At 61.8% G+C, this 25,738-nt stretch carries 21 protein-coding genes; 14 read left to right on the top strand and 7 right to left on the bottom strand.

Annotated elements, in window-relative coordinates:
• Nucleotides 1–41 precede the first annotated feature (41 nt).
• The 3 genes from R9B85_RS11550 to R9B85_RS11540 form a co-directional block, all read right to left on the bottom strand.
• Entirely contained in the window at nucleotides 42–356 is a 315-nt protein-coding gene (locus tag R9B85_RS11550; RefSeq protein ID WP_215520534.1) for a DUF2388 domain-containing protein, read from the bottom strand.
• An 89-nt stretch (nucleotides 357–445) separates the two neighbouring features.
• Entirely contained in the window at nucleotides 446–2,131 is a 1,686-nt protein-coding gene (locus tag R9B85_RS11545; RefSeq protein ID WP_112249823.1) for a GspE/PulE family protein, read from the bottom strand.
• A gap of 216 nt (nucleotides 2,132–2,347) precedes the next feature.
• Nucleotides 2,348–2,653, bottom strand: a complete 306-nt coding sequence (locus tag R9B85_RS11540; RefSeq protein WP_112249822.1) for a hypothetical protein — start codon at nucleotides 2,651–2,653, stop codon at nucleotides 2,348–2,350.
• Nucleotides 2,654–2,779: 126 nt separating this feature from the next.
• Between R9B85_RS11540 and R9B85_RS11535 the strand changes: the two genes are divergently transcribed.
• Complete coding sequence (locus R9B85_RS11535) at nucleotides 2,780–3,250, top strand: Lrp/AsnC family transcriptional regulator (protein WP_015272225.1); 471 nt, start codon at nucleotides 2,780–2,782, stop codon at nucleotides 3,248–3,250.
• Nucleotides 3,251–3,367: 117 nt separating this feature from the next.
• Here R9B85_RS11535 and R9B85_RS11530 read toward each other — a convergent pair whose 3' ends face one another.
• Nucleotides 3,368–4,735: a CYTH domain-containing protein gene (locus R9B85_RS11530; protein WP_112249821.1), complete on the bottom strand. Its 1,368-nt coding sequence runs from the start codon at nucleotides 4,733–4,735 to the stop codon at nucleotides 3,368–3,370.
• A gap of 231 nt (nucleotides 4,736–4,966) precedes the next feature.
• On the opposite strand from R9B85_RS11530, the gene argE reads away from it, so the two are divergent.
• Nucleotides 4,967–6,109 carry an acetylornithine deacetylase gene (argE, locus tag R9B85_RS11525; RefSeq protein WP_112249820.1) on the top strand — a complete coding sequence of 381 codons (1,143 nt, stop codon included), beginning with the start codon at nucleotides 4,967–4,969 and terminating at the stop codon, nucleotides 6,107–6,109.
• Between the two features lie 124 nt (nucleotides 6,110–6,233).
• A complete protein-coding gene (argA, locus tag R9B85_RS11520; protein ID WP_112249818.1) occupies nucleotides 6,234–7,532 on the top strand; it encodes an amino-acid N-acetyltransferase in 1,299 nt (432 codons plus the stop codon).
• A gap of 151 nt (nucleotides 7,533–7,683) precedes the next feature.
• Here the strand turns inward: argA and R9B85_RS11515 are convergent, their stop codons facing one another.
• Nucleotides 7,684–9,060: a glutamine synthetase family protein gene (locus R9B85_RS11515; protein WP_112249816.1), complete on the bottom strand. Its 1,377-nt coding sequence runs from the start codon at nucleotides 9,058–9,060 to the stop codon at nucleotides 7,684–7,686.
• Nucleotides 9,061–9,634: 574 nt separating this feature from the next.
• Here R9B85_RS11515 and R9B85_RS11510 point away from each other — a divergent pair.
• From R9B85_RS11510 to R9B85_RS11480, 7 genes are all read left to right on the top strand, one after another.
• On the top strand, nucleotides 9,635–10,993 hold the full coding sequence (locus tag R9B85_RS11510; RefSeq protein ID WP_112249814.1) for a glutamine synthetase family protein: 1,359 nt from the start codon (nucleotides 9,635–9,637) through the stop codon (nucleotides 10,991–10,993).
• A gap of 47 nt (nucleotides 10,994–11,040) precedes the next feature.
• Nucleotides 11,041–12,402: an aspartate aminotransferase family protein gene (locus R9B85_RS11505; protein ID WP_112249812.1), complete on the top strand. Its 1,362-nt coding sequence runs from the start codon at nucleotides 11,041–11,043 to the stop codon at nucleotides 12,400–12,402.
• Nucleotides 12,403–12,572: 170 nt separating this feature from the next.
• Nucleotides 12,573–13,670 (top strand): polyamine ABC transporter substrate-binding protein, encoded by a 1,098-nt coding sequence (locus R9B85_RS11500; protein ID WP_085621599.1) that lies wholly within the window; start codon nucleotides 12,573–12,575, stop codon nucleotides 13,668–13,670.
• Nucleotides 13,671–13,828: 158 nt separating this feature from the next.
• Nucleotides 13,829–14,923 carry a polyamine ABC transporter substrate-binding protein gene (locus R9B85_RS11495; RefSeq protein WP_112249810.1) on the top strand — a complete coding sequence of 365 codons (1,095 nt, stop codon included), beginning with the start codon at nucleotides 13,829–13,831 and terminating at the stop codon, nucleotides 14,921–14,923.
• 71 nt (nucleotides 14,924–14,994) lie between these two features.
• On the top strand, nucleotides 14,995–16,137 hold the full coding sequence (gene potA, locus R9B85_RS11490; RefSeq protein WP_016712588.1) for a polyamine ABC transporter ATP-binding protein: 1,143 nt from the start codon (nucleotides 14,995–14,997) through the stop codon (nucleotides 16,135–16,137).
• The gene (locus tag R9B85_RS11485) at nucleotides 16,134–17,054 is read left to right on the top strand and encodes an ABC transporter permease subunit (RefSeq protein WP_112249808.1); all 921 of its coding nucleotides are present in this window, start codon (nucleotides 16,134–16,136) and stop codon (nucleotides 17,052–17,054) included. The genes potA and R9B85_RS11485 overlap by 4 nt, the downstream gene beginning before the upstream one ends.
• Complete coding sequence (locus R9B85_RS11480; RefSeq protein ID WP_112249806.1) at nucleotides 17,051–17,944, top strand: ABC transporter permease subunit; 894 nt, start codon at nucleotides 17,051–17,053, stop codon at nucleotides 17,942–17,944. Before R9B85_RS11485 ends, R9B85_RS11480 begins: the two co-directional genes overlap by 4 nt.
• A gap of 104 nt (nucleotides 17,945–18,048) precedes the next feature.
• Here R9B85_RS11480 and R9B85_RS11475 read toward each other — a convergent pair whose 3' ends face one another.
• A complete protein-coding gene (locus R9B85_RS11475; RefSeq protein ID WP_112249805.1) occupies nucleotides 18,049–18,504 on the bottom strand; it encodes an REP-associated tyrosine transposase in 456 nt (151 codons plus the stop codon).
• A gap of 525 nt (nucleotides 18,505–19,029) precedes the next feature.
• Here R9B85_RS11475 and R9B85_RS11470 point away from each other — a divergent pair.
• Complete coding sequence (locus R9B85_RS11470) at nucleotides 19,030–19,302, top strand: DUF3077 domain-containing protein (protein ID WP_112249803.1); 273 nt, start codon at nucleotides 19,030–19,032, stop codon at nucleotides 19,300–19,302.
• A gap of 52 nt (nucleotides 19,303–19,354) precedes the next feature.
• Here R9B85_RS11470 and R9B85_RS11465 read toward each other — a convergent pair whose 3' ends face one another.
• Nucleotides 19,355–20,047: an RHS repeat-associated core domain-containing protein gene (locus R9B85_RS11465; RefSeq protein ID WP_112249801.1), complete on the bottom strand. Its 693-nt coding sequence runs from the start codon at nucleotides 20,045–20,047 to the stop codon at nucleotides 19,355–19,357.
• Nucleotides 20,048–20,288: 241 nt separating this feature from the next.
• On the opposite strand from R9B85_RS11465, the gene R9B85_RS11460 reads away from it, so the two are divergent.
• The 3 genes from R9B85_RS11460 to R9B85_RS11450 are packed head-to-tail and all read left to right on the top strand — an operon-like array spanning nucleotide 20,289 to nucleotide 25,491.
• Complete coding sequence (locus R9B85_RS11460; RefSeq protein WP_112249799.1) at nucleotides 20,289–21,377, top strand: efflux RND transporter periplasmic adaptor subunit; 1,089 nt, start codon at nucleotides 20,289–20,291, stop codon at nucleotides 21,375–21,377.
• Entirely contained in the window at nucleotides 21,374–22,441 is a 1,068-nt protein-coding gene (locus R9B85_RS11455) for an efflux RND transporter periplasmic adaptor subunit (RefSeq protein ID WP_112249797.1), read from the top strand. Before R9B85_RS11460 ends, R9B85_RS11455 begins: the two co-directional genes overlap by 4 nt.
• Nucleotides 22,438–25,491 (top strand): efflux RND transporter permease subunit, encoded by a 3,054-nt coding sequence (locus tag R9B85_RS11450; RefSeq protein ID WP_112249796.1) that lies wholly within the window; start codon nucleotides 22,438–22,440, stop codon nucleotides 25,489–25,491. The genes R9B85_RS11455 and R9B85_RS11450 overlap by 4 nt, the downstream gene beginning before the upstream one ends.
• Nucleotides 25,492–25,738 lie beyond the last annotated feature (247 nt).

Raw genomic sequence — 25,738 nt, 5'->3', positions numbered from 1 at the left:
TACCTGTGGGAGCGGGTTCACCCGCGAAGCAGGCGACGCGGTTACTCGGCTACCGCATTTTTGGCCAGGATGGCATTGGCCAGTTCCATGTCGGAAGCCTGCATCTCCGGGTTCTGCGCGCGGGCCTGGCGAATCGCCGCTTCAAGGAACGGGCCGCGGATCGCGCCTTCGCTGGCCACAAAGCTGCCAGCGTCATCCTGCGCCGCCATCACCAGCTTGTGATCCCCGGAAGTCAGGTAGCTCGATGCCGTGGTAGCACCGGTAGTCATCACGTTACGCCAGAAGGTATCGGCCATGGCCGAGCCGATAGGCAGCGAAAGCAAGGCAGCGGCAGCGATGGCGGTTTTGAAACGCATGTTGAAACACCTCGAAGGGTGAGGGTTGAAGATGCGCGGTTTGATCCTGCCACGGGGGTGCAAGTTCCTTGAATACAAAGGATTTTTGCTCAGGAACAGGCCCGTAGCACTTCCTCTTGGCGGGTCTGCCCGCAGGCTACCTTGGCTTCACCGCAGCGGCGCAGATCGAGCAATCCATCGGCCACGGCCTGACGCCGCAAACTGGCCAGGTCGCTGCCCGGGCCTATCAGGGCGCGCAGGCTGTCGCTGGGCACCAGCAGCTCGAACAACCCTGTGCGGCCATGGAACCCGGTGCCACGACAGGTACGGCACGGCTGGCCTTCGGGCAGCGCTGCACCACCCCGGCAATCCGCGCACAGCGTGCGAACCAACCGCTGGGCCATGACCCCCACCAGCGTTGCCTTGATCAGGTAGTCGGCCACACCCAGCTCCTGCAGGCGGGTGATCGCGCCACAGGCGTCGTTGGTGTGCAGGGTCGACAGCACCAGGTGCCCGGTCAGGGCTGCCTGCACCGCCACCAGGGCGGTCTCGCGGTCACGGATTTCACCGATCATGATGATGTCCGGATCCTGGCGCAGCATGGCCCGCACACCGTTGGCGAAACCCAGGTCCAGCGCAGGCTGCACCTGCAGTTGGTTGAAGGCGGGATCCAGGCGCTCGATCGGGTCTTCGATGGTGCACAGGTTGACCTGCGGCGTGGCCAGCAGCTTGAGGCTGGCGTACAGCGTGCTGGTCTTGCCGGACCCGGTGGGGCCGGTGACCAGGATGATGCCCTGGCGCTGGCGCAGCAGGCTTTGCCACTGTTCCAGTTGCGCCCCATCCAGGCCGAGCCGGTCGAAGCCTTCTTGCAACTGTTGCGGGTCGAACAGGCGCAGCACCAGCTTTTCGCCGAACGGGGTCGGCAGAGTCGACAGCCGCAATTCTACCTCGCCACCGCCAGGCAGGCGGCTTTGCAGCCGGCCATCCTGCGGCCGGCGCTTTTCCGCGACGTCCATGCGCCCCAGGTGTTTCAGGCGGCTGACCAGCGCCAGGGTCACTCCGGCGGGGAAGGCATAGACGTTGTGCAGCAGGCCGTCGATGCGGTAGCGCAACTGGCCCTGCTCGCGGCGTGGTTCCAGGTGGATATCGCTGGCGCGTTGCTCGATGGCGTACTGCAGCAGCCAGTCGACGATATGCACGATGTGCGCGTCGTCCGCACTGGCCTCGGCCTGGCGCTTGCCCAGTTCCAGCAGCTGTTCGAGTTCACCCAGGCTTGCTGACTGCTGGTGTTGCGCGCCCTTTACCGATTGGGCCAGGCGATGGAACGACTGCCCTGCCTGGCGAACCTGCTGCGGGTTGGCCAGCACGCGACGGACCGGCCGGCCAAGGCTGCGGGTGAGGTCGGCCAGCCAGTCGTCCTGGTAGGGTTGGGCGCTGGCGACGGTGACGCTGGAGGCGTCGGCGGCAACGATGAGGATGCCATGGCGCTGGGCGAATGCAGGGGATATCAGGCCGGTGACCTGGGGCAGGTCCAGTTGCAGCGGGTCGATGCGCAGGTAGGGCTGGCCGACCTTGTTGGCCAGCCATTGGCAGAGGCGGTCCAGGTCCAGGGGCTGGCCAGGGTGTCGGCGGTCTTCCAGGGCGCAGGCGGCGATCTGTTCCAGCGGGTGAGCGGTGGGGTGAGTGGCGGCGTGCTCGAGTACCTGAAGGGTGTCGTTGGCGTGTAGATGCTGGTCGGCGAGCAGGGCCTGGAGCACGCGCTTGAGGTCGAGTGCCGGGTTGTCGGAGGTGTGCATGGTTGGCGTCCGTGCCTGACAGGGGAGTGCTGATCAAGGCTAGACGGGCGGGGCTGGGTTGATGGGGATGAAGGGTTTCGGGATCTTGCAGTGCCTGTGCTGGCCTCTTCGCGGGTGAACCCGCTCCCACAGGGATCGCACAGGCCTTGAATACTGTGCAGTACCTGTGGGAGCGGGCGCGCCCGCGAAGAGGCCAGCACAGGTACAACTGATCGCTCAGACCACCGCCAGCTCCACCCGCTGCAGATTGGTCAGGCTCACTTCACCCACACACACCAGGTTGCGCAATTTTTGCGCAATCACCTCGGCCCGGTGCCAGCTCAGGCCGCCGATGCCGACCTCGATATCCAGCCAGTCATCCTGCTGGTTGACCTGCACGCTGTGCGGGGTCAGGAACTGCAGGGCAAACAGGTTGAGCACCCGGCACAGGCTGTCAGGCTCGGCCTCGGCCTGCAGGCGATAGTGCACGGTGCTGTGGGCGCTGCTGGCGGCCCAGGCGTCGGTACGGGGCTGTGCGTTCATGCTGGTCTCCGCGAATGTGGGAGAAATTCTTGCACGTTGGTGGCGGTATTTTTTCGCTATGATTTGATCATTTCGCCGTATCGGCGAATTGTTCTATTCATGAAGTGCTGTTCAGGAGAATTATTGATGCACAGCGAGCTGGACGCCTACGACCGCCGTATCCTCGAACTGCTGCAGGAGGACGCTTCGCTGTCCAGCGCGCAGATCGCCGAACGCGTGGGGCTGTCCCAATCGCCGTGCTGGCGGCGTATCCAGCGGTTGAAGGAGGAGGGGGTGATTCGCGGGCAGGTGACCTTGCTGGATCGCAAGAAGGTCGGCCTGAACACGCAGATATTCGCCGAGGTGAAACTGAACGCCCACGGGCGCTCCAACTTCACCGAGTTCACCGACGCGATCCGTGGGTTTCCGGAGGTGCTGGAGTGTTATGTGCTGATGGGCTCGGTGGACTTTCTGTTGCGCATTGTTACCCCGGATATCGAGGCTTATGAGCGGTTCTTCTTCGAAAAGCTGTCGAACGTGCCGGGGATACAGGAGGTGAACTCGATCGTGGCGCTATCGGAGATCAAGTCCACCACCAGCCTGCCACTTTCGCGTTGAGGCCATTCGCGGCGGTTCGGCGCCCCGACTCGCCCGCTCCCACAGGTGCTGTGCAGGCCCAGGCCTTGTGCAGTTCCCTGTGGGAGCGGGCAAGCCCGCGAAGAAGGCTACGCGGTATCAAGCCTTGAGCAGGTGCTTCCAGCCGCGGCTCTGATCTACCGCCCGGGCCTGTTCGATACGCGCTTCCAGCACTTCATCGCTGATCGGCTGTTCAGCCAGCTCATGCAGCTTCTTCAGGTCGCCATACAGGCGGTCCATCTGTGGCGCTTCCAGCACCTGGCGGGCATGGTGCAGCCAGGCCAGTAGCTGTTCGATGCGCGGCAACTGCTCGGCCAGGTCTTCCGGGCGCTGGGTGTACAGCGGCAGTTTCAACGCACGGCCTTCTTCGCCCAGCAGGTGCGCCAGCCAGCTGGCCAGCTGCGCCTTGCCCTGGCGCTCGCCGCGGCCTTTGCGCTCCACGGTCCAGGCGCGGGCCAGCAGCCAGCGCGAGGTTTCCAGCGAGAACTGGCCCCAGCGCACGTCTTCCAGCTCTTCGACGAACTGCTCGGGAGCGGCGCGGCGGATATCTTCGTCCTCATTGCCGGCCTGCACCAGTGGGCGCCAGTCTTCGAGCAGGGCGTCAAGGCTGCTGCGCAGGTCGCGGGTAGTGGCGCGCGGCGCGGCCTGGCCCAGGCTGGCGGTCATGGCACGCAGCTCGCTCAGGCACTCGACCCAGTCCTGCAACAGGCGCCAGTGGCCGTTGTGGCGGTATTGCTCGGCCAGGCGCTGGCTGCTGCCCAGCAGTTGCCAGGCCAGTGCGGCGTAGGCGTCGTCCACGGCCATTTCGCCTTCCAGCTCGGTGTGCGGCAGGCCCAGCTCGTAGCTGTCCGGCTCCAGCAGGCGGTAGCCACGCTCGGCCTTGCTGATGTCGCATGGCATCAGTGGCAGGCTGGCGGCCAGCTCGGCGGCCAGTTCCAAAAGAGCCTGAGGCTCGCCTTCACGCAGTTCCAGTTCCAGCTCGCAGATTTCTTCCTTGCGCTTGCCGGCGATCACGAAACCCTGGTCCAGCGCGGCCTCGATCACCACCTTGCTCTTGCCACGGCCCCAGGCGATTTCGGCGTATTCACGGGTGAAGTCGGTGGTGAACAGCGGCTTGATGGTCTTTTTGTCCAGGTTGGCCAGTTGCGCGGGCCAGCAGCTGTCGTCGAGCTTCTTCAGGTCGAGCTTGACCTTGTCCAGCTGCCATTCGTGCTCGTTGCGTTCGGACAGGCCCGCCACGCTGGTGCCGCGGCACTTGAGGGTCTGGATGATGGCCTCGCCATCGCGGCGCAGGCGCAGGGCCACACGGGCAGCGGAGAGCTCGCGCTCTGGGGTGTCGAAGTACTGGTTGAGCAGTTCGCGGGTCTGCCAGCCGGACTTGTTGCGCTTTTTCAGCAGAGGGTGCTCGCGCAGGGCGGCAAGGGTCTCGCGGCTGGCGCGGAGCTTGAGTTCGGTTTCTTTGTGCATCACAGGCTCGAAGGAGGGGGCGTGGTTGCCCAGCAGTCTACAGGAGTCGGCTCTCGTCTGTTGGATCGTGGTGGGCTTCTTCGCGGGTGAACCCGCTCCCACAGGTACTGTGTTGCCCTCAGGTGTGGCGCTTTCCCTGTGGGAGCGGGTTTACCCGCGAAGAAGGCCACACGGTTGCCCTGCGAACGAGTGGCATTGCTATGATGGGCAACGCTTCCGAGGAGTACGCGCATGCCGTTGCCGACGCTGAAAGACCAGTTCGCCGCCTTGATCGCCGCGCCTTCGGTCAGTTGCACCCAGCCTGCGCTGGACCAGTCCAACCGCCAGGTCATCGACCTGCTGGCCGGCTGGCTGGGCGACCTGGGTTTCAAGTGCGACATCCAGCAGGTCAGCCCCGGCAAGTTCAACCTGCTGGCCAGCCGTGGCACTGGCCCGGGTGGCCTGGTGCTGGCGGGGCACAGCGACACCGTACCCTATGACGAACAGCTGTGGGCCAGTGACCCACTGAAGCTGACCGAAACCGATGGCCGTTGGGTCGGCCTGGGCAGCTGCGACATGAAGGGCTTCTTCGCCCTGGCCATCGAGGCAGTCATCCCGCTGCTGGAGCACGATTTCAAGCAGCCGCTGCTGATCCTCGCCACCTGTGACGAAGAAAGCTCAATGTCCGGCGCGCGCGCTCTGGCCGAGGCCGGGCAGCCACTCGGCCGTGCGGCAGTGATCGGCGAGCCCACCGGGCTGCGGCCGATTCGCATGCACAAGGGCATCCTCATGGACCGCATCGACATCCTCGGGCGCAGCGGCCACTCCTCGGACCCAAGCCTGGGCCGCAGCGCCATGGAGGCCATGCACGCAGTGATGGGCGAGCTGATGGGCCTGCGCCAGCAATGGCAGCAAACCTACCGCAACCCGCAATTCACCGTGCCGACCCCCACCATGAACTTCGGCTGCATCCACGGCGGTGACAACCCCAACCGTATCTGCGGCCAGTGCGCCCTGGAATTCGACCTGCGCCCGCTGCCAGGCATGGATGTGGAGCAACTGCGCGCGGCCATCCGTGCCAAGCTGGTGCCGGTGGCAGAGCGCTTCGAGGTGCGCATCGACCATGCGCCGCTATTCCCGGAGGTGCCGCCATTCGAGCAGGCCGCCGACACCGAGCTGGTGCAGGTGGCGGAGCGCCTGACCGGCCATCGCGCCGAAGCGGTGGCGTTCGGCACCGAAGCGCCTTATCTTCAGCAGCTGGGTTGCCAGACCATCGTGCTGGGCCCCGGCGACATCGCCTGTGCCCACCAGCCCGGCGAATACCTTGAAATGTCACGAATCGAGCCTACCGTGCGTCTATTGCGTGACTTGATCCGGCATTATTGCCTGGACTAAACGTCAATCGAATTGATTCGTTCCTGCCTAGAGGAGACCGCGCGTGACCGCAAGCCTGTTCCGACGATGATCCTGAACGCCCCCTGTATCGCCGTTCTCCGTCCACTTATCCACAGGCCCTGTCATGCCCGACTACGTCAACTGGCTGCGTCATGCCTCCCCGTATATCAATGCCCATCGCGACTGCACCTTCGTGGTCATGCTCCCTGGCGATGGGGTGGAACACCCTAATTTCGGCAACATCGTCCACGACCTGGTGTTGCTGCACAGTCTTGGCGTGCGCCTGGTGCTGGTACATGGCTCGCGCCCGCAGATCGAAAGCCGCCTGGCCGAGCGCGGCCTGACCCCGCACTACCACCGTGGCCTGCGCATCACCGATGCCGCCACCCTGGATTGCGTGATCGATGCTGTCGGCGCCCTGCGCCTGGCAATCGAGGCGCGCCTGTCGATGGACATCGCCGCTTCGCCGATGCAGGGCTCGCGCCTGCGCGTGGCGTCCGGCAACCTGGTCACGGCGCGGCCGATCGGCGTGCTCGAAGGCGTGGACTACCACCACACCGGCGAAGTACGCCGGGTCGACCGCAAGGGCATCAGCCGCCTGCTCGACGAGCGCTCCATCGTGTTGTTGTCACCGCTGGGCTATTCGCCCACGGGCGAAATCTTCAACCTGGCCTGCGAAGACGTGGCCACCCGTGCCGCAATCGAACTGGGTGCCGACAAGCTACTGCTGTTTGGTGCCGAGCCGGGCCTGCTGGATGCAGATGGCAAGCTGGTGCGTGAGCTGCGCCCGCAGCAGGTTGCCCCGCATTTGCAGCGCCTGGGCAGCGATTACCAGGGCGAATTGCTGGATGCCGCGGCCGAAGCCTGCAAAGGCGGCGTGGCGCGCAGTCATATCGTCAGCTATGCCGAAGATGGCGCCTTGCTGACCGAGCTGTTCACCCGTGGCGGTGGCGGCACGCTGGTGTCGCAGGAGCAGTTCGAAGTGGTGCGCGAGGCAACCATCGAGGATGTGGGCGGTTTGCTGGAGCTGATCAGCCCGCTGGAAGAGCAGGGCATCCTGGTGCGCCGTTCGCGTGAGGTGCTGGAGCGGGAGATCGAGCAGTTCAGCGTGGTCGAGCGGGAAGGCATGATCATCGCCTGTGCGGCGTTGTACCCGATTGCCGACTCCGACGCCGGCGAACTGGCGTGCTTGGCGGTGAACCCGGAGTACCGCCATGGCGGGCGTGGCGACGAACTGCTGGAGCGTATCGAAAGCCGGGCGCGGCAGTTGGGGCTGAACACCCTGTTCGTGCTGACGACGCGAACCGCGCACTGGTTCCGCGAACGCGGGTTTGCACCGAGTGGCGTGGAGCGGCTGCCGGCGGCGCGGGCTTCGCTGTACAACTATCAGCGCAATTCGAAGATTTTCGAGAAGCCCTTGTAAACCTGTACTGGCCTCTTCGCGGGTAAACCCGCTCCCACAGGATCCTCACCGGACCTGAGGCCGGCGCGGTCCCTGTGGGAGCGGGTTTACCCGCGAAGCAGGCGACACCGATCTCAAACAAGAACGCCGCCCTTGTGGGCGGCGTTTTCATTTACACGGTATGCAGGTACCAGTTGTACTCGAGGTCGGAGATCGAATGCTCGAACTCCTCCAGCTCGCTCTCCTTGCACGCGACAAAGATGTCGATGTACTTCGGATCGATGTACTTGTTCAGGATCTCGCTGTCGTCCAGCTCGCGCAGGGCATCGCGCAGGTTGTTCGGCAGGCTTTGCTCCAGCTGCTCGTACGAGTTGCCTTCGATCGGCGCACCCGGCTCGACCTTGTTGGTCAGGCCATGGTGCACACCGGCCAGTACGGCGGCCATCATCAGGTACGGGTTGGCGTCGGCACCGGCCACGCGGTGCTCCAGGCGCACGGCGTCCGGCGAGCCGGTCGGAACCCGCAGGGCCACGGTGCGGTTGTCCAGGCCCCAGCTTGGCGCGTTCGGCACATAGAACTGCGCGCCGAAGCGGCGGTACGAGTTGACGTTCGGGCAAAGGAACGCCATGGACGCGGGCAGGGTCTCGAGCACACCGCCGACAGCGTGACGTAGCGCGGCGTTCTGCTCGGGATCCTCGCTGGTGAAGATGTTGTTGCCATCTTTGTCCAGCACGGAAATGTGTACATGCAGGCCGTTGCCTGCCTGGCCCGGGTAGGGCTTGGCCATGAAGGTGGTGTCCATTTCATGGTCGTAGGCGATGTTCTTGATCAACCGCTTGAGCAGTACCGCGTAGTCGCAGGCCTTGAGCGGGTCGGCCACGTGGTGCAGGTTGACTTCGAACTGCGCCGGGGCGCTTTCCTTGACGATGGCGTCGGCCGGGATGCCTTGCTCTTTCGCGCCTTCCAGGATGTCCTGCAGGCAGTCGGCATATTCGTCCAGGTCGTCGATCAGGTACACCTGGGTCGACTGCGGGCGCTTGCCCGAAATTGGCGAACGCGGCGGCTGCGGGCGGCCATTCACGTTCTCCTGGTCGATCAGGTAGAACTCCAGCTCGAACGCGGCGCAGATGGTCAGGCCCAGTTCGTCGAACTTGCTCACCACCTGACGCAGCACTTCACGCGGGTCGGCGAAGAACGGCTCGCCTTCGAGCTCGTGCATGGTCATCAGCAGCTGAGCGGTAGGGCGCTTTTGCCACGGCTCGTTACAGAGGGTGTCAGGGATTGGATAGCAGATGCGGTCAGCATCGCCGATGTCCAGGCCCAGCCCGGTGCTTTCAACGGTGGAACCGTTGATGTCCAGGGCGAAGAGGGAGGCAGGCAGGTTGATGCCTTTCTCGTAAACCTTGTGGAGGCTGGTGCGCTCTATGCGCTTGCCACGCACCACACCATTCATATCTGCAATCAGAAGGTCAACGTAGAGAACCTCAGGATGTTCCTTAAGGAACGCGTTCGCTTCGTTAAGCTGAACGGCACGCGGGGGTACCGACATGATGCAACACCTTTGTTGTTAAAAATATCAATCAAGGGGGGCTTGCAAGACCAGTCAATCGAAAAGACAAACTGATGTCAAGCCAACCCCATGATGCCCTGAAATGGCACATCGACGGCAGATTTGCTGCATCTCGGGGCAAACCATTATCCGCTATTTCCCGCGCAAAGGGCTATCTCCGACCAACCGTGTTTTATTTTTTACGGAGTGGTTGTGTAAAAAAATGAACAAGGCTAAGCTCGGTCTCAACCCAGAACACAATAATACGAGGGTCACATGGTCCGCTTGCCGAGACCTGAAAGCACTGCCTGCGCAGTGCCATCGGGTACATCCGTCATTTTTGCAAGCTTCGTCGATGGCGTGGCCGCCCTGGCCGCAATAATTGACGTTTGGCGCTCACGGACCTGCCCTCATAGCGGCTTGCCGCCCTTCGTTTCGTCTTCCTGCCTTTCGAACTCATTACGGACGCACCTGTTTTCAGTGTATCCACTGTGGCTCTGCGCGGGGGTTTTTGCTTTAGCAATGTACTCCATCCAGAATCAGTGCGCGGACCACCTTACCTCCTGAGGTATTTATGAGTAACAACCTCGACCAGCTCACCGATTGGTTGAAAGAGCACAAGATCACCGAAGTCGAATGCATGATCAGTGACCTGACCGGCATCACGCGCGGCAAGATTTCGCCTACCAACAAATTCATCGCCGAAAAAGGCATGCGCCTGCCCGAGAGCGTGCTGCTGCAGACCGTGACCGGCGACTACGTCGACGACGACATCTATTACGAACTGCTGGACCCGGCGGACATCGACATGATCTGCCGCCCCGACGAGAACGCAGTGTTCCTGGTGCCATGGGCCATCGAGCCGACCGCCCAGGTGATTCACGACACCTACGACAAGAAGGGCAACCCGGTCGAACTGTCGCCGCGCAACGTGCTGAAGAAAGTCCTCAAGCTATACGCCGACAAGGGCTGGCAGCCGATCGTCGCGCCGGAGATGGAGTTCTATCTGACCAAGCGCAGCGAAGACCCTGACTTCCCGCTGCAGCCTCCGGTAGGTCGTTCGGGCCGCCCGGAAACCGGTCGCCAGTCGTTCTCGATCGAAGCCGCCAACGAATTCGACCCGCTGTTCGAAGACGTCTACGACTGGTGCGAACTGCAGCAGCTGGACCTCGACACGCTGATCCATGAAGACGGCACGGCGCAGATGGAGATCAACTTCCGTCATGGCGATGCCCTGCACCTGGCCGACCAGATCCTGGTGTTCAAGCGCACCATGCGCGAGGCTGCGCTCAAGCACAACGTCGCCGCCACCTTCATGGCCAAGCCCATGACCGGCGAGCCAGGCAGTGCCATGCACCTGCACCAGAGCGTGGTCGACGTGGCCACCGGCAAGAACATCTTCAGCAACGACGACGGCAGCATGAGCGAACTGTTCCTGCACCACATTGGTGGCCTGCAGAAGTTCATACCAGAGGCGTTGCCGCTGTTCGCCCCGAACGTCAACTCGTTCCGCCGCTTCCTGCCCGACACCTCGGCGCCGGTGAACGTGGAGTGGGGCGAGGAGAACCGTACCGTCGGCCTGCGCGTGCCGGACGCCGGCCCGCAAAGCCGTCGGGTCGAGAACCGCCTGCCAGGCGCCGACGCCAACCCTTACCTGGCCATTGCCGCCAGCCTGCTGTGTGGCTACATCGGCATGGTCGAAGGCATCGACGCCAGCGCGCCGGTGCAGGGCCGTGGCTACGAACGCCGCAACCTGCGCCTGCCACTGACCATCGAAGATGCCTTGGAACGCATGGAAAACAGCCGTGCACTGGTGCAGTACCTGGGCAAGAAGTTCATCACCGGCTACGTCGCCACCAAGCGCGCCGAGCACGAGAACTTCAAGCGAGTCATCAGTTCCTGGGAGCGTGAGTTCCTGCTGTTTGCTGTCTGATCAAACTTGGTGCCGCAGGACGCGGCTGTCGAACAACGGAGAAGCACATGAGCGTCAACAACCCGCAAACCCGTGAATGGCAAGCCCTGAGCGGGGAGCATCACCTCGCACCCTTCAGTGACTACAAGCAGTTGAAGGAGAAGGGGCCGCGTATCATCACCAAGGCCCAGGGTGTGCATTTGTGGGATAGCGAGGGGCACAAGATCCTCGACGGCATGGCTGGCCTGTGGTGCGTGGCTGTGGGCTATGGCCGTGAAGAACTGGTGCAGGCGGCAGAAAAGCAGATGCGTGAGCTGCCTTACTACAACCTGTTCTTCCAGACTGCCCACCCGCCTGCGCTGGAGCTGGCCAAGGCCATCTCCGACGTGGCGCCACAGGGCATGACCCATGTGTTCTTCACCGGCTCCGGCTCCGAAGGCAACGACACCGTGCTGCGCATGGTCCGCCACTACTGGGCGCTGAAAGGCAAGCCACAGAAGCAGACCATCATCGGCCGCATCAACGGCTACCACGGCTCCACCGTGGCTGGCGCCAGCCTGGGCGGCATGAGCGGCATGCACGAACAAGGCGGCCTGCCGATCCCTGGCATCGTGCATATCCCGCAGCCTTACTGGTTCGGCGAAGGTGGCGACATGACCCCGGATGAGTTCGGGGTGTGGGCAGCCGAGCAGCTGGAGCAGAAAATCCTCGAAGTCGGCGAAGACAACGTCGCCGCCTTCATCGCCGAGCCGATCCAGGGTGCCGGCGGCGTGATCATCCCGCCGGAAACCTACTGGCCGAAGGTGAAGGAGATCCTCGCCAAGTACGACATCCTGTTCGTCGCCGACGAAGTGATCTGCGGTTTTGGCCGTACCGGCGAGTGGTTCGGCTCCGACTACTACGACCTCAAGCCCGACCTGATGACCATCGCCAAGGGCCTGACTTCCGGTTACATCCCCATGGGCGGTGTGATCGTGCGTGACACCGTGGCCCAGGTACTCAGCCAAGGCGGCGACTTCAACCACGGCTTCACCTACTCCGGCCACCCGGTAGCGGCGGCAGTAGGCCTGGAAAACCTGCGCATCCTGCGCGACGAGAAAATTGTCGAGAAGGCCCGTACCGAAGCGGCACCGTATTTGCAAAAGCGTTTGCGTGAACTGCAGGACCACCCTCTGGTGGGCGAGGTACGCGGCCTGGGCCTGCTCGGCGCGATCGAGCTGGTCAAGGACAAGGCCACTCGCAGCCGTTACGAAGGCAAGGGCGTGGGCATGATCTGCCGCACCTTCTGCTTCGACAACGGCCTGATCATGCGCGCGGTGGGTGACACCATGATCATTGCGCCGCCGCTGGTGATCAGCCATGCAGAGATCGACGAACTGGTGGAAAAGGCACGCAAATGCCTGGACCTGACCCTCGAAGCGATTCGTTGACAGTTTGCTAGGCTAGCGATGTGACATTAAGTGGTTACAAGGCCCTGCTTTCCTTGATACAGAGCCTTGTAACTTGCCAGACTAGCGACTGTTTCAGTCGCCGCGCGCTCTGCACCGTAGGTCCTGGCTGCTGAACAGATGGCTAAATAATAAATTCTGGAGCATTACGCATGAATAAAATGGGCAAGACGTTGCTGGCCGCCGCCCTGATGGGCGCCATGGCTACCGCTGTTCAGGCTGAAGACAAGGTGTTGAACGTCTACAACTGGTCGGACTACATCGCTCCGGACACCATCGCCAAGTTCGAGAAGCAGACCGGTATCAAGGTCAAGTACGACGTGTTCGACAGCAACGAAACCCTCGAAGCCAAGCTGCTGGCCGGCAAGTCTGGCTACGACATCGTGGTGCCGTCCAACAACTTCCTGGCCAAGCAGATCAAGGCTGGCGTGTACGAGGAACTGGACCGTTCCAAGCTGCCGAACTGGAAGAACCTCGACCCTGACCTGCTCAAGGCCGTTGGCGATGCCAGCGACAAAGACAACAAGCATGCCTTCCCGTACATGTGGGGCTCGATCGGCATCGGCTACAACCCGGAGAAGGTCAAGGCCGCGCTGGGCGTGGACAAGATCGACTCGTGGGACGTGGTGTTCAAGCCTGAGAACATCGCCAAGCTCAAAAGCTGCGGCGTGAGCTTCCTCGACGCGCCGACCGAAATGCTCCCGGCTGCGCTGCACTACCTCGGCAAGCCGACCGACAGCACCAAGAAGGAAGACCTGAAGGCTGCCGAGGACCTGTTCCTCAAGATCCGTCCTTCGATCACCTACTTCCACTCGTCCAAGTACATCGGCGACATGGCCAACGGCAACATCTGCGTAGCCGTCGGTTACTCGGGTGACCTGGAGCAGTCCAAGGCCCGTGCCCACGAAGCCGGCGACAAGGTCAAGGTCGACTACGTCATTCCGAAGGAAGGTGCCGGTACCTTCTACGACATGGTCGCCATCCCCAAGGACGCCGAGCACAAAGACGCTGCCTACCAGTTCATGAACTTCCTGATGCAGCCGGAAATCATGGCTGAAATCACCAACGCCGTGCGCTTCCCGAACGGCAACGCTGCCGCCACCCAGTTCGTGGACAAGGAAATCACCAGCGACCCAAGCATCTATCCGCCAGCCGAAGTGAAGAAACAGCTGTATGCCATCGCTGCACCTGAAGCGAAGGCCCAGCGTGACATCACCCGTAGCTGGACCAAGATCAAGTCGGGCAAATAACCCCGATGCGGCACCTCTGGGCCGGCGAACCCCGGCCCAGAGCCAGTGAAAGGCAATTGATGATTGCGGCATCGAAGCTGCGAAGGTAAGTTGCGCGCCGGTTTTGCGTGTGCGGCAGCATTGTCGCTACCCAGGCACTGATTGTGAGGACCACCCACTTGTCCATTTCTGTATTCCGCAAAGCCTTGATGGCTGGAGCGGGCCTGACGCTGGCATGCAGCGTCCAAGCGGCGCCTACGGTGCACTTCTACAACTGGTCTGACTATGTCGGGCCGACCACACTCGCGGACTTCGAGAAAGCCACGGGCATCAAGCCCGTGCAAGACGTGTTCGACTCCAACGAAACCCTGGAAGGCAAGCTGCTGGCCGGTAATACCGGCTATGACGTGGTAGTGCCCTCCAACCATTTCCTCGGCAAGCAGATCAAGGCGGGCGCGTTCCAGAAGCTCGACAAGAGCCTGCTGCCCAATTATTCCAACCTGGACCCGGCGCTGATGAAGCGCCTGGAAAGGAACGACCCGGGCAACCAGTACGCCGTGCCTTACCTGTGGGGCACCAACGGTATCGGTTACAACGTCGACAAGGTGAAGGCTGCGCTGGGCGTGGACACCATCGACTCCTGGGCGGTGCTGTTCGAGCCCGAAAACATGAAGAAGCTCGCCAAGTGTGGCGTGGCCTTCCTCGACTCGGCGGACGAAATGCTGCCGGCGGTGCTCAACTACATGGGGCTGGACCCCAACAGCACCAACGCCAAGGACTACCAGGCGGCCGAAAAGAAACTGCTGGCAGTACGCCCGTACGTGACCTACTTCCACTCGTCCAAGTACATCACCGACCTGGCCAACGGCGACATCTGCGTCGCGGCAGGCTTCTCGGGTGATGTGTTCCAGGCCAAGACCCGCGCCGAAGAAGCGAAGAAGGGCGTGAACCTGGCCTACGCAATTCCCAAGGAAGGCGGCAACCTCTGGTTCGATGTGCTGGCGATCCCCAAGGACGCCAAGAACGTCAAAGAGGCGCATGCCTTCATCAACTATTTGCTGAAGCCTGAGGTTATCGCCCAGGTCAGTGATTACGTCGGTTACGCCAACCCGAACCCCAAGGCTGGCGACCTGATGGACCAGGCCGTGAGGACTGACGCCGCGGTTTACCCACCGCAGGAAGTGCTGAACAAGATGTTCGTGAATTCAGAGTTGCCACCCAAGGTGCAACGGCTGATGACCCGTAGCTGGACCAAGGTCAAGTCGGGTAAGTAAAAATCCAGGCCCGTGGCGGTACCTGTAGAACAGGGCTCGCGGGCACAAAAATCTTGTTGGGAGTTTCACTCATGGCAGTTGCCTCCGGTGCCTATAAAAAAGCCCTCGAGGGTGGCCAGCAACCCAAGCAGGTGCTGGTCAAGATCGACCGGGTCACGAAAAAGTTCGACGAAACGGTAGCTGTGGACGATGTGTCCCTGGAAATCCGCAAGGGCGAGATCTTCGCCCTGCTGGGTGGCTCCGGTTCCGGCAAGTCCACCTTGCTGCGCATGCTGGCCGGTTTCGAGCGCCCGACCGAAGGGCGGATCTTCCTCGATGGCGTCGACATCACCGACATGCCGCCCTACGAGCGGCCGATCAACATGATGTTCCAGTCCTACGCGCTGTTCCCGCACATGACCGTGGCGCAGAACATCGCCTTCGGCCTGCAGCAGGACAAGATGCCCAAGGCCGAGATCGACGCCCGCGTGGCCGAGATGCTCAAGCTGGTGCACATGACCCAGTACGCCAAGCGCAAGCCGCATCAGCTGTCCGGTGGCCAGCGCCAGCGCGTGGCCTTGGCCCGCTCGCTGGCCAAGCGCCCCAAGCTGCTGCTGCTCGACGAGCCGATGGGCGCACTGGACAAGAAGCTGCGCTCGCAGATGCAGCTGGAACTGGTGGAGATCATCGAACGAGTGGGCGTGACCTGCGTGATGGTGACCCACGACCAGGAAGAGGCCATGACCATGGCCCAGCGCATCGCCATCATGCACCTGGGCTGGATCGCCCAGATCGGTTCGCCGGTGGACATTTACGAGACGCCTACCAGCCGCCTGGTATGCGAGTTCATCGGTAACGTCAACCTGTTCGAAGGTGAAGTGGTCGACGACGCCGAAGGCCACGCGATCATTGCCAGCCCGGAGCTGGAGCGCAAGATCTACGTCGGCCACGGCATCACCACCTCGGTGGAAGACAAGCACATCACCTACGCCCTGCGCCCGGAAAAGATGCTGGTCACCACCCAGCAGCCTACCTGCGAGCACAACTGGTCGCGCGGCAAGGTCCACGACATCGCCTACCTGGGCGGCCACTCGGTGTTCTATGTCGAGCTGCCGAGCGGCAAGATCGTCCAGTCGTTCGTTGCCAACGCCGAGCGCCAGGGCACTCGCCCAACCTGGGGCGATGAAGTGTACGTGTGGTGGGAAGACGACAGCGGCGTGGTACTGCGGTCATGAAACTGCGCAAGCTCAAGCGAGCCTTCCAGCGCATCACCCCGGAGGGGCGGCACCTGGTGATCGGCGTGCCGTTCATCTGGCTGTTCCTGTTCTTCATGCTGCCGTTCTTCATCGTGCTGAAGATCAGCTTCGCCGAAGCCGATGTGGCGATCCCGCCGTATACCGAGATCTACAGCTACGTCGAAGACAAGATCCAGCTGGTGCTCAACCTGGCCAACTACGGCCTGCTGACCGAGGATGAGCTATACATCTCGGCCTACCTGGGCTCGCTGAAGATGGCCTTCTTCAGCACCTTGCTGTGCCTGCTGATCGGCTACCCGATGGCCTATGCCATTGCCAACGCCAAGAAGGAGACGCAGACGGTCCTGCTGTTGCTGATCATGATGCCGACCTGGACCGCGATCCTGATCCGCGTCTATGCCTGGATGGGCATTCTCAGCAACAACGGCCTGCTCAACGGCTTCCTGCTGTGGATCGGGTTGATCGACCAGCCGCTGCAAATCCTCAACACCAACCTGGCGGTGTACATCGGCGTGGTCTATTCGTACCTGCCGTTCATGATCCTGCCGCTGTTCGCCAACCTGGTGAAGCACGACCAGAGCCTGCTCGAGGCCGCTTCGGACCTGGGTTCGAGTACCTTCAACAGCTTCTGGAAAATCACCGTGCCGCTGTCGAAGAACGGCATCATCGCCGGCTGCATGCTGGTGTTCATCCCGGTGGTGGGCGAGTTCGTGATTCCTGAACTGCTTGGCGGCCCGGAAACCCTGATGATCGGCAAGGTGCTGTGGCAAGAGTTCTTCAACAACCGTGACTGGCCGGTGGCCTCTGCGCTGGCGGTAGTGATGCTGGCGATCCTGATCGTGCCGATCCTGCTGTTCAACCGCAGCCAGGCCAAAGAAATGGAGGGCAGGGCATGAAGCGCTTCGGTTTCTCCAAGCTGATGCTGGTGCTCGGCTTGTTGTTCATCTACCTGCCAATGCTGATTTTGGTGATCTACTCGTTCAACGCCTCCAAGCTGGTGACGGTATGGGGTGGTTGGTCGGTCAAGTGGTACGTCGGCCTGCTCGACAACACCCAACTGATGGGTTCGGTCATGCGCTCGCTGGAAATCGCCTGCTACACGGCGGTGGCGGCGGTGGCGCTGGGTACCCTGGCGGCATTCGTGCTGACCCGGGTCACCCGCTTCAAGGGCCGCACGCTGTTCGGTGGCCTGGTCACCGCACCGCTGGTAATGCCCGAGGTGATCACCGGCCTGTCGCTGTTGCTGCTGTTCGTGGCCATGGCGCAGATGATCGGCTGGCCGCAGGAGCGCGGCATCGTCACCATCTGGATCGCCCATACCACGTTCTGTGCGGCGTATGTGGCGGTAGTGGTGTCGGCCCGCCTGCGTGAGCTGGACCTTTCGATCGAGGAAGCTGCGATGGACCTGGGTGCCAAGCCGTGGAAGGTGTTCTTCCTGATCACTATCCCGATGATCGCGCCGTCGCTGGCGGCGGGCGGCATGATGTCGTTCGCCCTGTCGCTGGATGACCTGGTGCTGGCCAGCTTTGTGTCGGGCCCGGGTTCGACCACCTTGCCGATGGAAGTGTTCTCGGCGGTGCGTTTGGGCGTGAAACCGGAGATCAACGCCGTCGCCAGCCTGATCCTGCTGTCGGTGTCGCTGGTGACCTTCTTCGTCTGGTACTTCAGCCGCCAGGCAGAAGAGCGTCGTCGCAAGGCGATTCAGCAGGCGATCGAAGAAGGCGCGGCGGCCAATGCCTCGCAGCCACAGGTCAAGCGACCGGTGCAGGTTACGGCTTCGGCCTGATCCGGCCTATTCGCGGGTGAACCCGCTCCCACAGGAAAATCACTGCCTCGGGCCTGTGTTAATCCTGTGGGAGCGGGTTTACCCGCGAATGCCTCAACTCTGATTCAAAGCCAGACTGCATCCCAATGTGGATAGTCCCTGACACTTTTGACCAGGCCAGCCCGCAACGGATTGGCAACGATATATCTGGCGAAATGCACCATGCTTTCTTCCCTTCTTAGTGCCCGGTCCTGATACCCGGGTTGCCAAACCGGATCATGCTCAACCCCTGCCCGATGCAACACCAGGCTGGACCTGGATTTGAATCTGCGCATCAAGGTCCCCAGCGTCGTACCTTTCAGCTCAATCAGCCAATGCAGGTGGTCCGGCATCAATACCCAAGCCAGTGACCGACAGGCGTGCTCCTCATCTGACTGGCGCAATTGGTGAATCACCAATCGGGCATGTTGAAAGTCATGGAACAGTGGCTTGCGCTGGTGGGTGACGGTGGTTAGCAGATAGAGCCTGCCATGCTGTGAATAGCGGCCACGGCGCAATAAATGGGATTGGGCCCGAGACATTGTTTTCTTCCTTGAAAAGCAGGTGAGCTCTCAAAGGTAGCGGCTGGGATGCAGGTGCTTTTTGGATCATGGTTTCTGAATATGGCAGACACTCTGGTGGCAATACCGGCCCTTTCGCGGGTGAACCCGCTCCCACAGATATGGTGCACATCTTGAAATCTGGCGCTCCCCCCTGTGGGAGCGGGTTCACCCGCGAAGAGGCCCGCAAGGTGTACGAATTTTCATCAACTCAAACCAAGTGCTTCAGTCAAATCAGCTTGGGAATTATCCTACGAGCCATGTGGAAGCTGCTCTGTTGTAGGGGAAATGCCCCAGGGATAACGTCGTTGGGTCGCCAAGCAAGGTGACCGGGTGTGAGAACCCGCTCGATGTTGAACAGGCTTCCTGTCATGGCGGCCTTGCGTGGGCAGGCTTCGGTCTGGCCGGGTTCAATGTCCTCGGTTTTCTCACCCCACGTACGGCTGCCACCCCTTATCCGTGAGAAAGATGAGCTGGCGGTTCCATAAACGACATTGGATTCCAACCATGACGACGCACGTCCCGAATCACCCAACAAACAGCAGCACCGTCGGTAAAGAAACCTGCATGGACCTCTTCCGCGTCCAGGCCAATATCCCCTTCAACTACGCCTTTTCCGAACTCTCCGTAATGCTCGGCTGCATCAATCACCTGACGACGGAAGCCGAAATGGAAAATGACCGGCTGGCCGGCAGTGCCGCGAGAATTCTCAGTGGCTTTGCCAAAGCTTTGATCGACGACATTGAGTTAGGGCTGAATCGGGCTTCTATTCAGCTCTGACTTGTACAGGCCTCTTCGCAGATATGACTTCGAAGAGGCTTTTGAGCTCAAACTAGCCGGTATTGTCTTGTTCTTCATTTCTTATAGCTTTCGCCTCTGCGTTAAGCATTGTCTTGACTCGTCGGCCAGAATTCCGGAGGGCTATGAATTCTTGTATCTGTGGGTCATCGGCACGCAGAGCCTTTATCTTTGATTTGTTTTCTCTTAACTCGTTTGAAATCATCTTGCTCACAGTTTCCAGCTTGTCCTTGTCGAGGCCTGAAAGATCAAATTCAAACTCCTTTCGCAGAGGTTCAGGTGGCATCTCGATCGGCAGGGTACTGGTTTTTTTCAAGATACTTCGAGGCTGCTGCACGAAATGGGGATCGGGCTTTTTTCGTGGGTACAGAAACGAGTAATTTTCGGAAAGGCTCGCAACAGGCCAGGTTACCCTACGATGGGTGGCAACAGGTCTCTGGGGCATCTCTCCGGTTGGATCAATAAAGTTGATCGGATCTGCCTTGCAATAGGCATAGGCATTGATGCCTCCAGCATTGAATGGGCTTAACGTATCTGGTGATAGGAACCGCATGAGTAAAGTGCTGTAGGCTCTGTAACCTTGGCCCAGGAGGTAGAACCCAGACCAGTCATTTGGCTCGCCGTTGAAGCCGATCAGCGAAATGTCTTGCATCGTCCGCGCAGAATAGCCATAGGGTGAATAGCCAAAATGGCGCTGATGCGCCGAGCAGGATTGCTCCCTAGCCATGTATGCCACCTCTCTGTGAACATCGCCAAGAATGCCGTCTGGAGAGGTTTCTGGTAACTGGCAAATCTGTCAGGCAGCCCTGGCTTGCCCAAACCTCAACTGCACCTTCTGCGCACGTGCTCGGCATCGAAGAGGTCATCACCTCAATGCTCACTGACTCTTGTCAGTGATGTTTATCGAACCCTGAACTACGCTGACAGTCGCATCCCACGAATCATTTGCGCGCAAGCAAGGAGCCTGCATGACGTTGATGCGTCCGCTGTTGGTCGTTTGCCTGGGGCTGGGTACCCTGCTGTCAGGCTGTAGCAAGGAAGAAACCACCGAAACACTGCCACGCGTAGGCGTGCAACAGGTACAGCCGACCGACTTCGCCGCCAGGGTCACCCTGACCGGTGATGTGCAGGCGCGGGTGCAGACCGACCTGTCGTTCCGTGTGGGCGGCAAGATCATTTCGCGCAGCGTCGATGTCGGCGATCACGTCAAGGCCAACCAGGTGCTGGCACGCCTGGACCCGAAAGACTTGCAGAACAACGTCGACTCGGCCAAGGCCGAGGTGTTCGCAGCGCAAGCGCGGGTTACCCAGACCAGCGCGGCCTTCGTCCGCCAGCAGAAACTGCTGCCCAAGGGCTACACCAGCCAGAGCGAATACGACGCCGCCGAAGCCGCCCTGCGCAGCAACCAGAGCGCCCTCAAGGCGGCCCAGGCGCAACTGGCCAACGCCAACGAGCAGTTGAGCTACACCGCACTGGTATCCGAAGCCGATGGTGTGATCACCGAGCGCCAGGCCGAGGTCGGCCAAGTGGTGCAGGCGACCATGCCGATCTTCAGCCTGGCCACCGATGGCGACCGTGACGCGGTATTCAACGTCTACGAATCGCTGCTGGTGGCACCGCCCAGCGATGCCGGGGTGATCGTCAGCCTGCTCGACGACCCCAAGGTTCAGGCCCATGGCTTCGTACGCGAAATCACCCCGACCGTGTCGGAGCAAAGCGGCACAGTGCAGGTCAAGGTAGGGCTCAAGAATGTGCCGCCCGGGATGCAACTGGGCGCGCCGGTCACCGCCACCACCAACGCCCAGGGCCGGCCTAGCGTCGAGCTGCCATGGTCGGCGCTGACCAAGGCTCTGCACGAACCTGCCGTCTGGGTAGTGGGCGAGGGCGACAAGGTAGAACTGCGCAAGGTCGAAGTCAGCCGCTATCTCACCGGCAGGATCGTGGTCGCCAGTGGCCTGAAGGGTGGCGAGACCGTGGTGGTCAATGGCGGGCAGTTGCTGCACCCCGGCATGCAGGTGCAGAAAGTCGACGCCAGGGCCCAAGGGGGTGAGCTATGAAGCGCCTGCTGCTGATGCTGTCGGCCGGTGTGCTGCTGGCCGGTTGCAATAGCGAGGACGAGGCACCAGAGCCGATCCGGCCGGTATTGTCAGTCAAGGTCGAACCCCAGGTGCAGTCGCAGCTGGGCCGCTTTGCCGGCAGTATCCAGGCACGCTTCGAAAGCACACTGGGCTTCCGGGTTTCCGGGCGTATTGCCCGACGCTGGCTGGATGTGGGCGCTCAGGTGAAGCCGGGTGACACCCTGGCCACCCTCGACCCGACCGACCAGCAGAACCAGCTGCGTGCCGCCGAAGGCGACCTGGCCAAGGTGCAGGCGCAGTGGATCAACGCCCAGGCCGATGCCCGCCGCCAGCAACAGCTGTACGACCGTGGCGTAGGCGCCCAGGCCCAGCTGGATATCGCCCAGACCAACCTGAAAACCACCAGCGCGGCACTGGAGCAGGCGCGCTCGGCCGTCAGCCAGGCCCGTGATCAGCTCGACTACAGCACCCTGCGCACCGACCACGCGGCGGTAATCACTGCCTGGCAGGCCGAAGCCGGGCAAACCGTCACCGCCGGCCAGGCCGTGGTAACCCTGGCCAGGCCGGATGTGAAAGAAGCGGTAATCGACCTGCCGATAGGCCTGGCCGAGCAGTTGAGCAAAGGCCTGACCTTCACCGTTGCTTCGCAGTTGGACCCGACCATCAACACCACCGCCAGCCTGCGGGAACTGGAACCCCAGGCGGACGCCACGACTCGTACCCGCCGCGCGCGCCTGACCCTGGCCAGCACCCCGGCGGCCTTCCACCTGGGCACCGCCATCAGCGTGACCCTGAGTTCGGAGGTATCGCCGCGCAGCGAACTGCCCTTGAGTGCTTTGCTCGAGCGCGACGGCAAGACCCAGGTATGGGTGATCGATACGCAGCAGAAGACCGTGGCTACTCGTGACGTGGCCCTGATCGGTCGCACCGCCGACAGCATTGTCCTGACCTCGGGCGTGCAGCCTGGCGAGCGGGTGGTGACTGCAGGCGTGAACAGCCTCAAGCCTGGCCAGAAGGTCACCTTCGACGAGGATGCGCAATGAAAGGAAGCTTCAACCTGTCCGACTGGGCACTCAAGCATCAATCGTTCGTCTGGTACCTGATGTTCGTTGGCCTGCTGATGGGGATCTTCTCCTACTTCAACCTGGGCCGCGAGGAAGACCCGTCGTTCACCATCAAGACCATGGTCATCCAGACCCGCTGGCCCGGCGCGACCCAGGACGAAACCCTGTACCAGGTCACCGACCGCATCGAGAAGAAGCTCGAGGAACTCGATTCCCTCGACTACACCAAAAGCTACACCCGCCCCGGCGAATCCACGGTCTACGTGTACCTGCGCGACACCACCAAGGCCAAGGACATCCCGGACATCTGGTACCAGGTGCGCAAGAAGATCCAGGACATTCGCGGTGAATTCCCTGCGGGTATCCAGGGGCCCGGGTTCAATGATGAGTTCGGCGATGTGTTCGGTTCCATCTATGCCTTCACCGCCGACGGCCTGACCCTGCGCCAGCTGCGCGACTATGTGGAGCAGGCGCGGGCCGAGGTGCGTGATGTGCCCAACATCGGCAAGATCGAGCTGATCGGTACCCAGGACGAAGTGCTGTACCTGAACTTCTCCACCCGCAAGCTGGCAGCCCTGGGCATCGACCAGCGCCAGGTCATGCAGGCCCTGCAATCGCAAAACGCCGTGACCCCTGCCGGCGTGATCGAGGCAGGGCCGGAACGTATCTCGGTGCGTACCTCCGGGCAGTTCACCTCGGAAAAGGACCTGCAAACCGTCAACCTGAAGATCAACGACCGCTTCTTCCGCCTGGCCGACATCGCCGATATCGAGCGCGGCTACGTCGATCCCCCTTCACCGATGTTCCGCTACAACGGCCAGACGGCGTTGGGCCTGGCCATCGGCATGAAGGCTGGCGGCAATATCCAGGTGTTCGGTGCAGCGCTGAAAAAGCGCATGGATCAGGTGGTCGAAGACCTGCCCGTGGGCGTCGGGGTGCATACCGTTTCCGACCAGGCCGTGGTGGTCAAGCAAGCTGTCGGCGGCTTCACCAGTGCGCTGTTCGAGGCGGTGGTGATCGTGCTGGCGGTGAGCTTCGTCAGCCTCGGCGTACGTGCCGGGCTGGTGGTGGCCTGCTCGATCCCGCTGGTGCTGGCCATGGTGTTCGTGTTCATGGAATACAGCGGTATCACCATGCAGCGGATTTCGCTGGGGGCGCTGATCATCGCCCTGGGCCTGTTGGTGGACGATGCGATGATCACCGTGGAGGTAATGGTCACCCGGCTGGAAATGGGCGAAAGCAAGGAACAGGCGGCGACTTTTGCCTATACCTCCACAGCCTTCCCCATGCTCACCGGCACCCTGGTGACGGTGGCCGGCTTCGTGCCGATCGGCCTCAACGCCAGTTCTGCGGGTGAGTACACCTACACCCTGTTTGCGGTAATTGCCGTGGCGCTGATGGTGTCGTGGGTGGTGGCGGTGTTCTTCGCCCCGGTGCTTGGTGTGCACATTCTCAGCAGCGCCAAGCTCAAGGCCCATGAAGCCGAGCCGGGCCGTGTCGGCCGGGCCTTCGAGCATGGTTTGCTGTGGTGCATGCGCAACCGCTGGCTGACCATCATCGGCACCGTGGTGCTGTTCGCCCTGGCGATCTTCTGCGAGCGCTTCGTGCAGAACCAGTTCTTCCCGTCCTCGGACCGGCCGGAAATCCTCGTTGACCTCAACTTGCCGCAGAACGCCTCGATCGAGGAAACGCGCAAGGTGGTCGACCGCTTCGAGGCGCGGATCAAGGACGACCCGGACCTGGTGCACTGGAGCACCTATATCGGCCAGGGCGCGATCCGCTTCTACCTGCCCCTCGACCAGCAGTTGCAGAACCCGTACTACGCGCAGCTGGTGATTGTCAGCAAGGGCTTCGAGGAACGCCAGGCCATGATGGACCGCCTGCAGAAGATCCTGCATGAAGAGTTCGTTGGCGTCGGCACCAACGTGCAATCGCTGGAAATGGGCCCGCCAGTGGGCCGACCCATCCAGTATCGGGTCAGCGGTGCCAATATCGACGAGGTACGCAAGCACGCCATCGAACTGGCCACCTTGCTCGATCAGAACGAGCACATCGGCGAGATGATCTACGACTGGAACGAGCCGGGTAAGGTGCTGCGCGTGGAAATCGCCCAGGACAAGGCGCGCCAGCTGGGCCTGTCGTCGGAGGATGTGGCCAATGTGATGAACAGCATCGTCAGCGGTGTGCAGATCACCCAGGTCAACGACAACATCTATCTGGTCGACGTGGTCGCCCGTGCCGAGGACAGCGAGCGTGGTTCGCCCGACACTCTGCAGAACCTGCAGATCCTGACGCCCAACGGCACCTCGATCCCGCTGCTGGCTTTCGCCACCGTGCGCTACGAGCTGGAGCAGCCGCTGGTGTGGCGGCGTGACCGCAAGCCGACCATCACCATCAAGGCCTCGGTCAACGGCGACATCCAGCCCACCGACCTGGTGGCCCAGCTGAAGCCGAAGATCGACGAGTTCGCCAGCAAGTTGCCGGTGGGCTTCGAAGTGGCCACCGGTGGTACGGTGGAGGAGAGCGCCAAGGCGCAGGGACCGATCCGCAAGGTCATCCCGCTGATGCTGTTCCTGATGGCGACGTTCCTGATGATCCAGCTGCACAGCGTGCAGAAGCTGTTCCTGGTGGTCAGCGTGGCGCCGCTGGGGTTGATTGGCGTGATCATTGCGCTGGTGCCCACAGGTACGCCCATGGGCTTCGTGGCGATTCTCGGCATTCTCGCGCTGGCGGGCATCATCATTCGTAACTCGGTGATCCTGGTGACCCAGATCGACGAGTTCGAAGCCCAGGGCTACTCGCCGTGGGATGCGGTGGTGGAGGCCACCAACCACCGGCGCCGGCCGATTCTGCTGACCGCGGCTGCGGCGAGTCTGGGCATGATCCCGATTGCCCGCGAGGTGTTCTGGGGGCCGATGGCATACGCCATGATTGGCGGGATCATCGTGGCGACCCTGCTGACGCTGCTGTTCCTGCCGGCGTTGTATGTGGCCTGGTACAAGATCCGCGAGCCGCAGAAGCACAACTGAAGCCCTGGTACGGACCCTGTGGGAGCGGGTTTACCCGCGAATGCGATGGTGGAGCCACCGCCGCATTCGCGGGTGAACCCGCTCCCACAGGGCCTTCTGTCGCCTTCAAATTGGTCTTTTTATTTGGTTATATAAACATTCTTAAACAGTATTTTTAAGAATAACCCCGCCTCACTACTATTGCCCTCAAGCCAGGCGCAAATCCCCTTCAAACCTCAGCCCGGCACCCTCACTCCAAGGAGAACGA

It is taken from the genome of Pseudomonas sp. NLJ1 (assembly GCF_049486705.1).
Classification (GTDB): domain Bacteria; phylum Pseudomonadota; class Gammaproteobacteria; order Pseudomonadales; family Pseudomonadaceae; genus Aquipseudomonas; species Aquipseudomonas inefficax.
This window is presented reverse-complemented; position numbering and strand designations above follow the sequence as displayed.

What these genes read in the sequence shown, in the direction of transcription:
- R9B85_RS11535 (WP_015272225.1), top strand. Translation starts at nt 2,780, where the DNA reads ATGCACAGCGAGCTGGACGCCTACGACCGCCGTATCCTCGAACTGCTG.
- argE (WP_112249820.1), top strand. Translation starts at nt 4,967, where the DNA reads ATGCCGTTGCCGACGCTGAAAGACCAGTTCGCCGCCTTGATCGCCGCG.
- R9B85_RS11540 (WP_112249822.1), bottom strand. Translation starts at nt 2,653, where the DNA reads ATGAACGCACAGCCCCGTACCGACGCCTGGGCCGCCAGCAGCGCCCAC.
- R9B85_RS11550 (WP_215520534.1), bottom strand. Translation starts at nt 356, where the DNA reads ATGCGTTTCAAAACCGCCATCGCTGCCGCTGCCTTGCTTTCGCTGCCT.
- R9B85_RS11480 (WP_112249806.1), top strand. Translation starts at nt 17,051, where the DNA reads ATGAAGCGCTTCGGTTTCTCCAAGCTGATGCTGGTGCTCGGCTTGTTG.
- R9B85_RS11500 (WP_085621599.1), top strand. Translation starts at nt 12,573, where the DNA reads ATGAATAAAATGGGCAAGACGTTGCTGGCCGCCGCCCTGATGGGCGCC.
- R9B85_RS11455 (WP_112249797.1), top strand. Translation starts at nt 21,374, where the DNA reads ATGAAGCGCCTGCTGCTGATGCTGTCGGCCGGTGTGCTGCTGGCCGGT.
- potA (WP_016712588.1), top strand. Translation starts at nt 14,995, where the DNA reads ATGGCAGTTGCCTCCGGTGCCTATAAAAAAGCCCTCGAGGGTGGCCAG.
- R9B85_RS11510 (WP_112249814.1), top strand. Translation starts at nt 9,635, where the DNA reads ATGAGTAACAACCTCGACCAGCTCACCGATTGGTTGAAAGAGCACAAG.
- R9B85_RS11465 (WP_112249801.1), bottom strand. Translation starts at nt 20,047, where the DNA reads ATGGCTAGGGAGCAATCCTGCTCGGCGCATCAGCGCCATTTTGGCTAT.
- R9B85_RS11515 (WP_112249816.1), bottom strand. Translation starts at nt 9,060, where the DNA reads ATGTCGGTACCCCCGCGTGCCGTTCAGCTTAACGAAGCGAACGCGTTC.
- R9B85_RS11470 (WP_112249803.1), top strand. Translation starts at nt 19,030, where the DNA reads ATGACGACGCACGTCCCGAATCACCCAACAAACAGCAGCACCGTCGGT.
- R9B85_RS11505 (WP_112249812.1), top strand. Translation starts at nt 11,041, where the DNA reads ATGAGCGTCAACAACCCGCAAACCCGTGAATGGCAAGCCCTGAGCGGG.
- R9B85_RS11475 (WP_112249805.1), bottom strand. Translation starts at nt 18,504, where the DNA reads ATGTCTCGGGCCCAATCCCATTTATTGCGCCGTGGCCGCTATTCACAG.
- R9B85_RS11485 (WP_112249808.1), top strand. Translation starts at nt 16,134, where the DNA reads ATGAAACTGCGCAAGCTCAAGCGAGCCTTCCAGCGCATCACCCCGGAG.
- R9B85_RS11530 (WP_112249821.1), bottom strand. Translation starts at nt 4,735, where the DNA reads ATGCACAAAGAAACCGAACTCAAGCTCCGCGCCAGCCGCGAGACCCTT.
- R9B85_RS11460 (WP_112249799.1), top strand. Translation starts at nt 20,289, where the DNA reads ATGACGTTGATGCGTCCGCTGTTGGTCGTTTGCCTGGGGCTGGGTACC.
- R9B85_RS11450 (WP_112249796.1), top strand. Translation starts at nt 22,438, where the DNA reads ATGAAAGGAAGCTTCAACCTGTCCGACTGGGCACTCAAGCATCAATCG.
- R9B85_RS11545 (WP_112249823.1), bottom strand. Translation starts at nt 2,131, where the DNA reads ATGCACACCTCCGACAACCCGGCACTCGACCTCAAGCGCGTGCTCCAG.
- argA (WP_112249818.1), top strand. Translation starts at nt 6,234, where the DNA reads ATGCCCGACTACGTCAACTGGCTGCGTCATGCCTCCCCGTATATCAAT.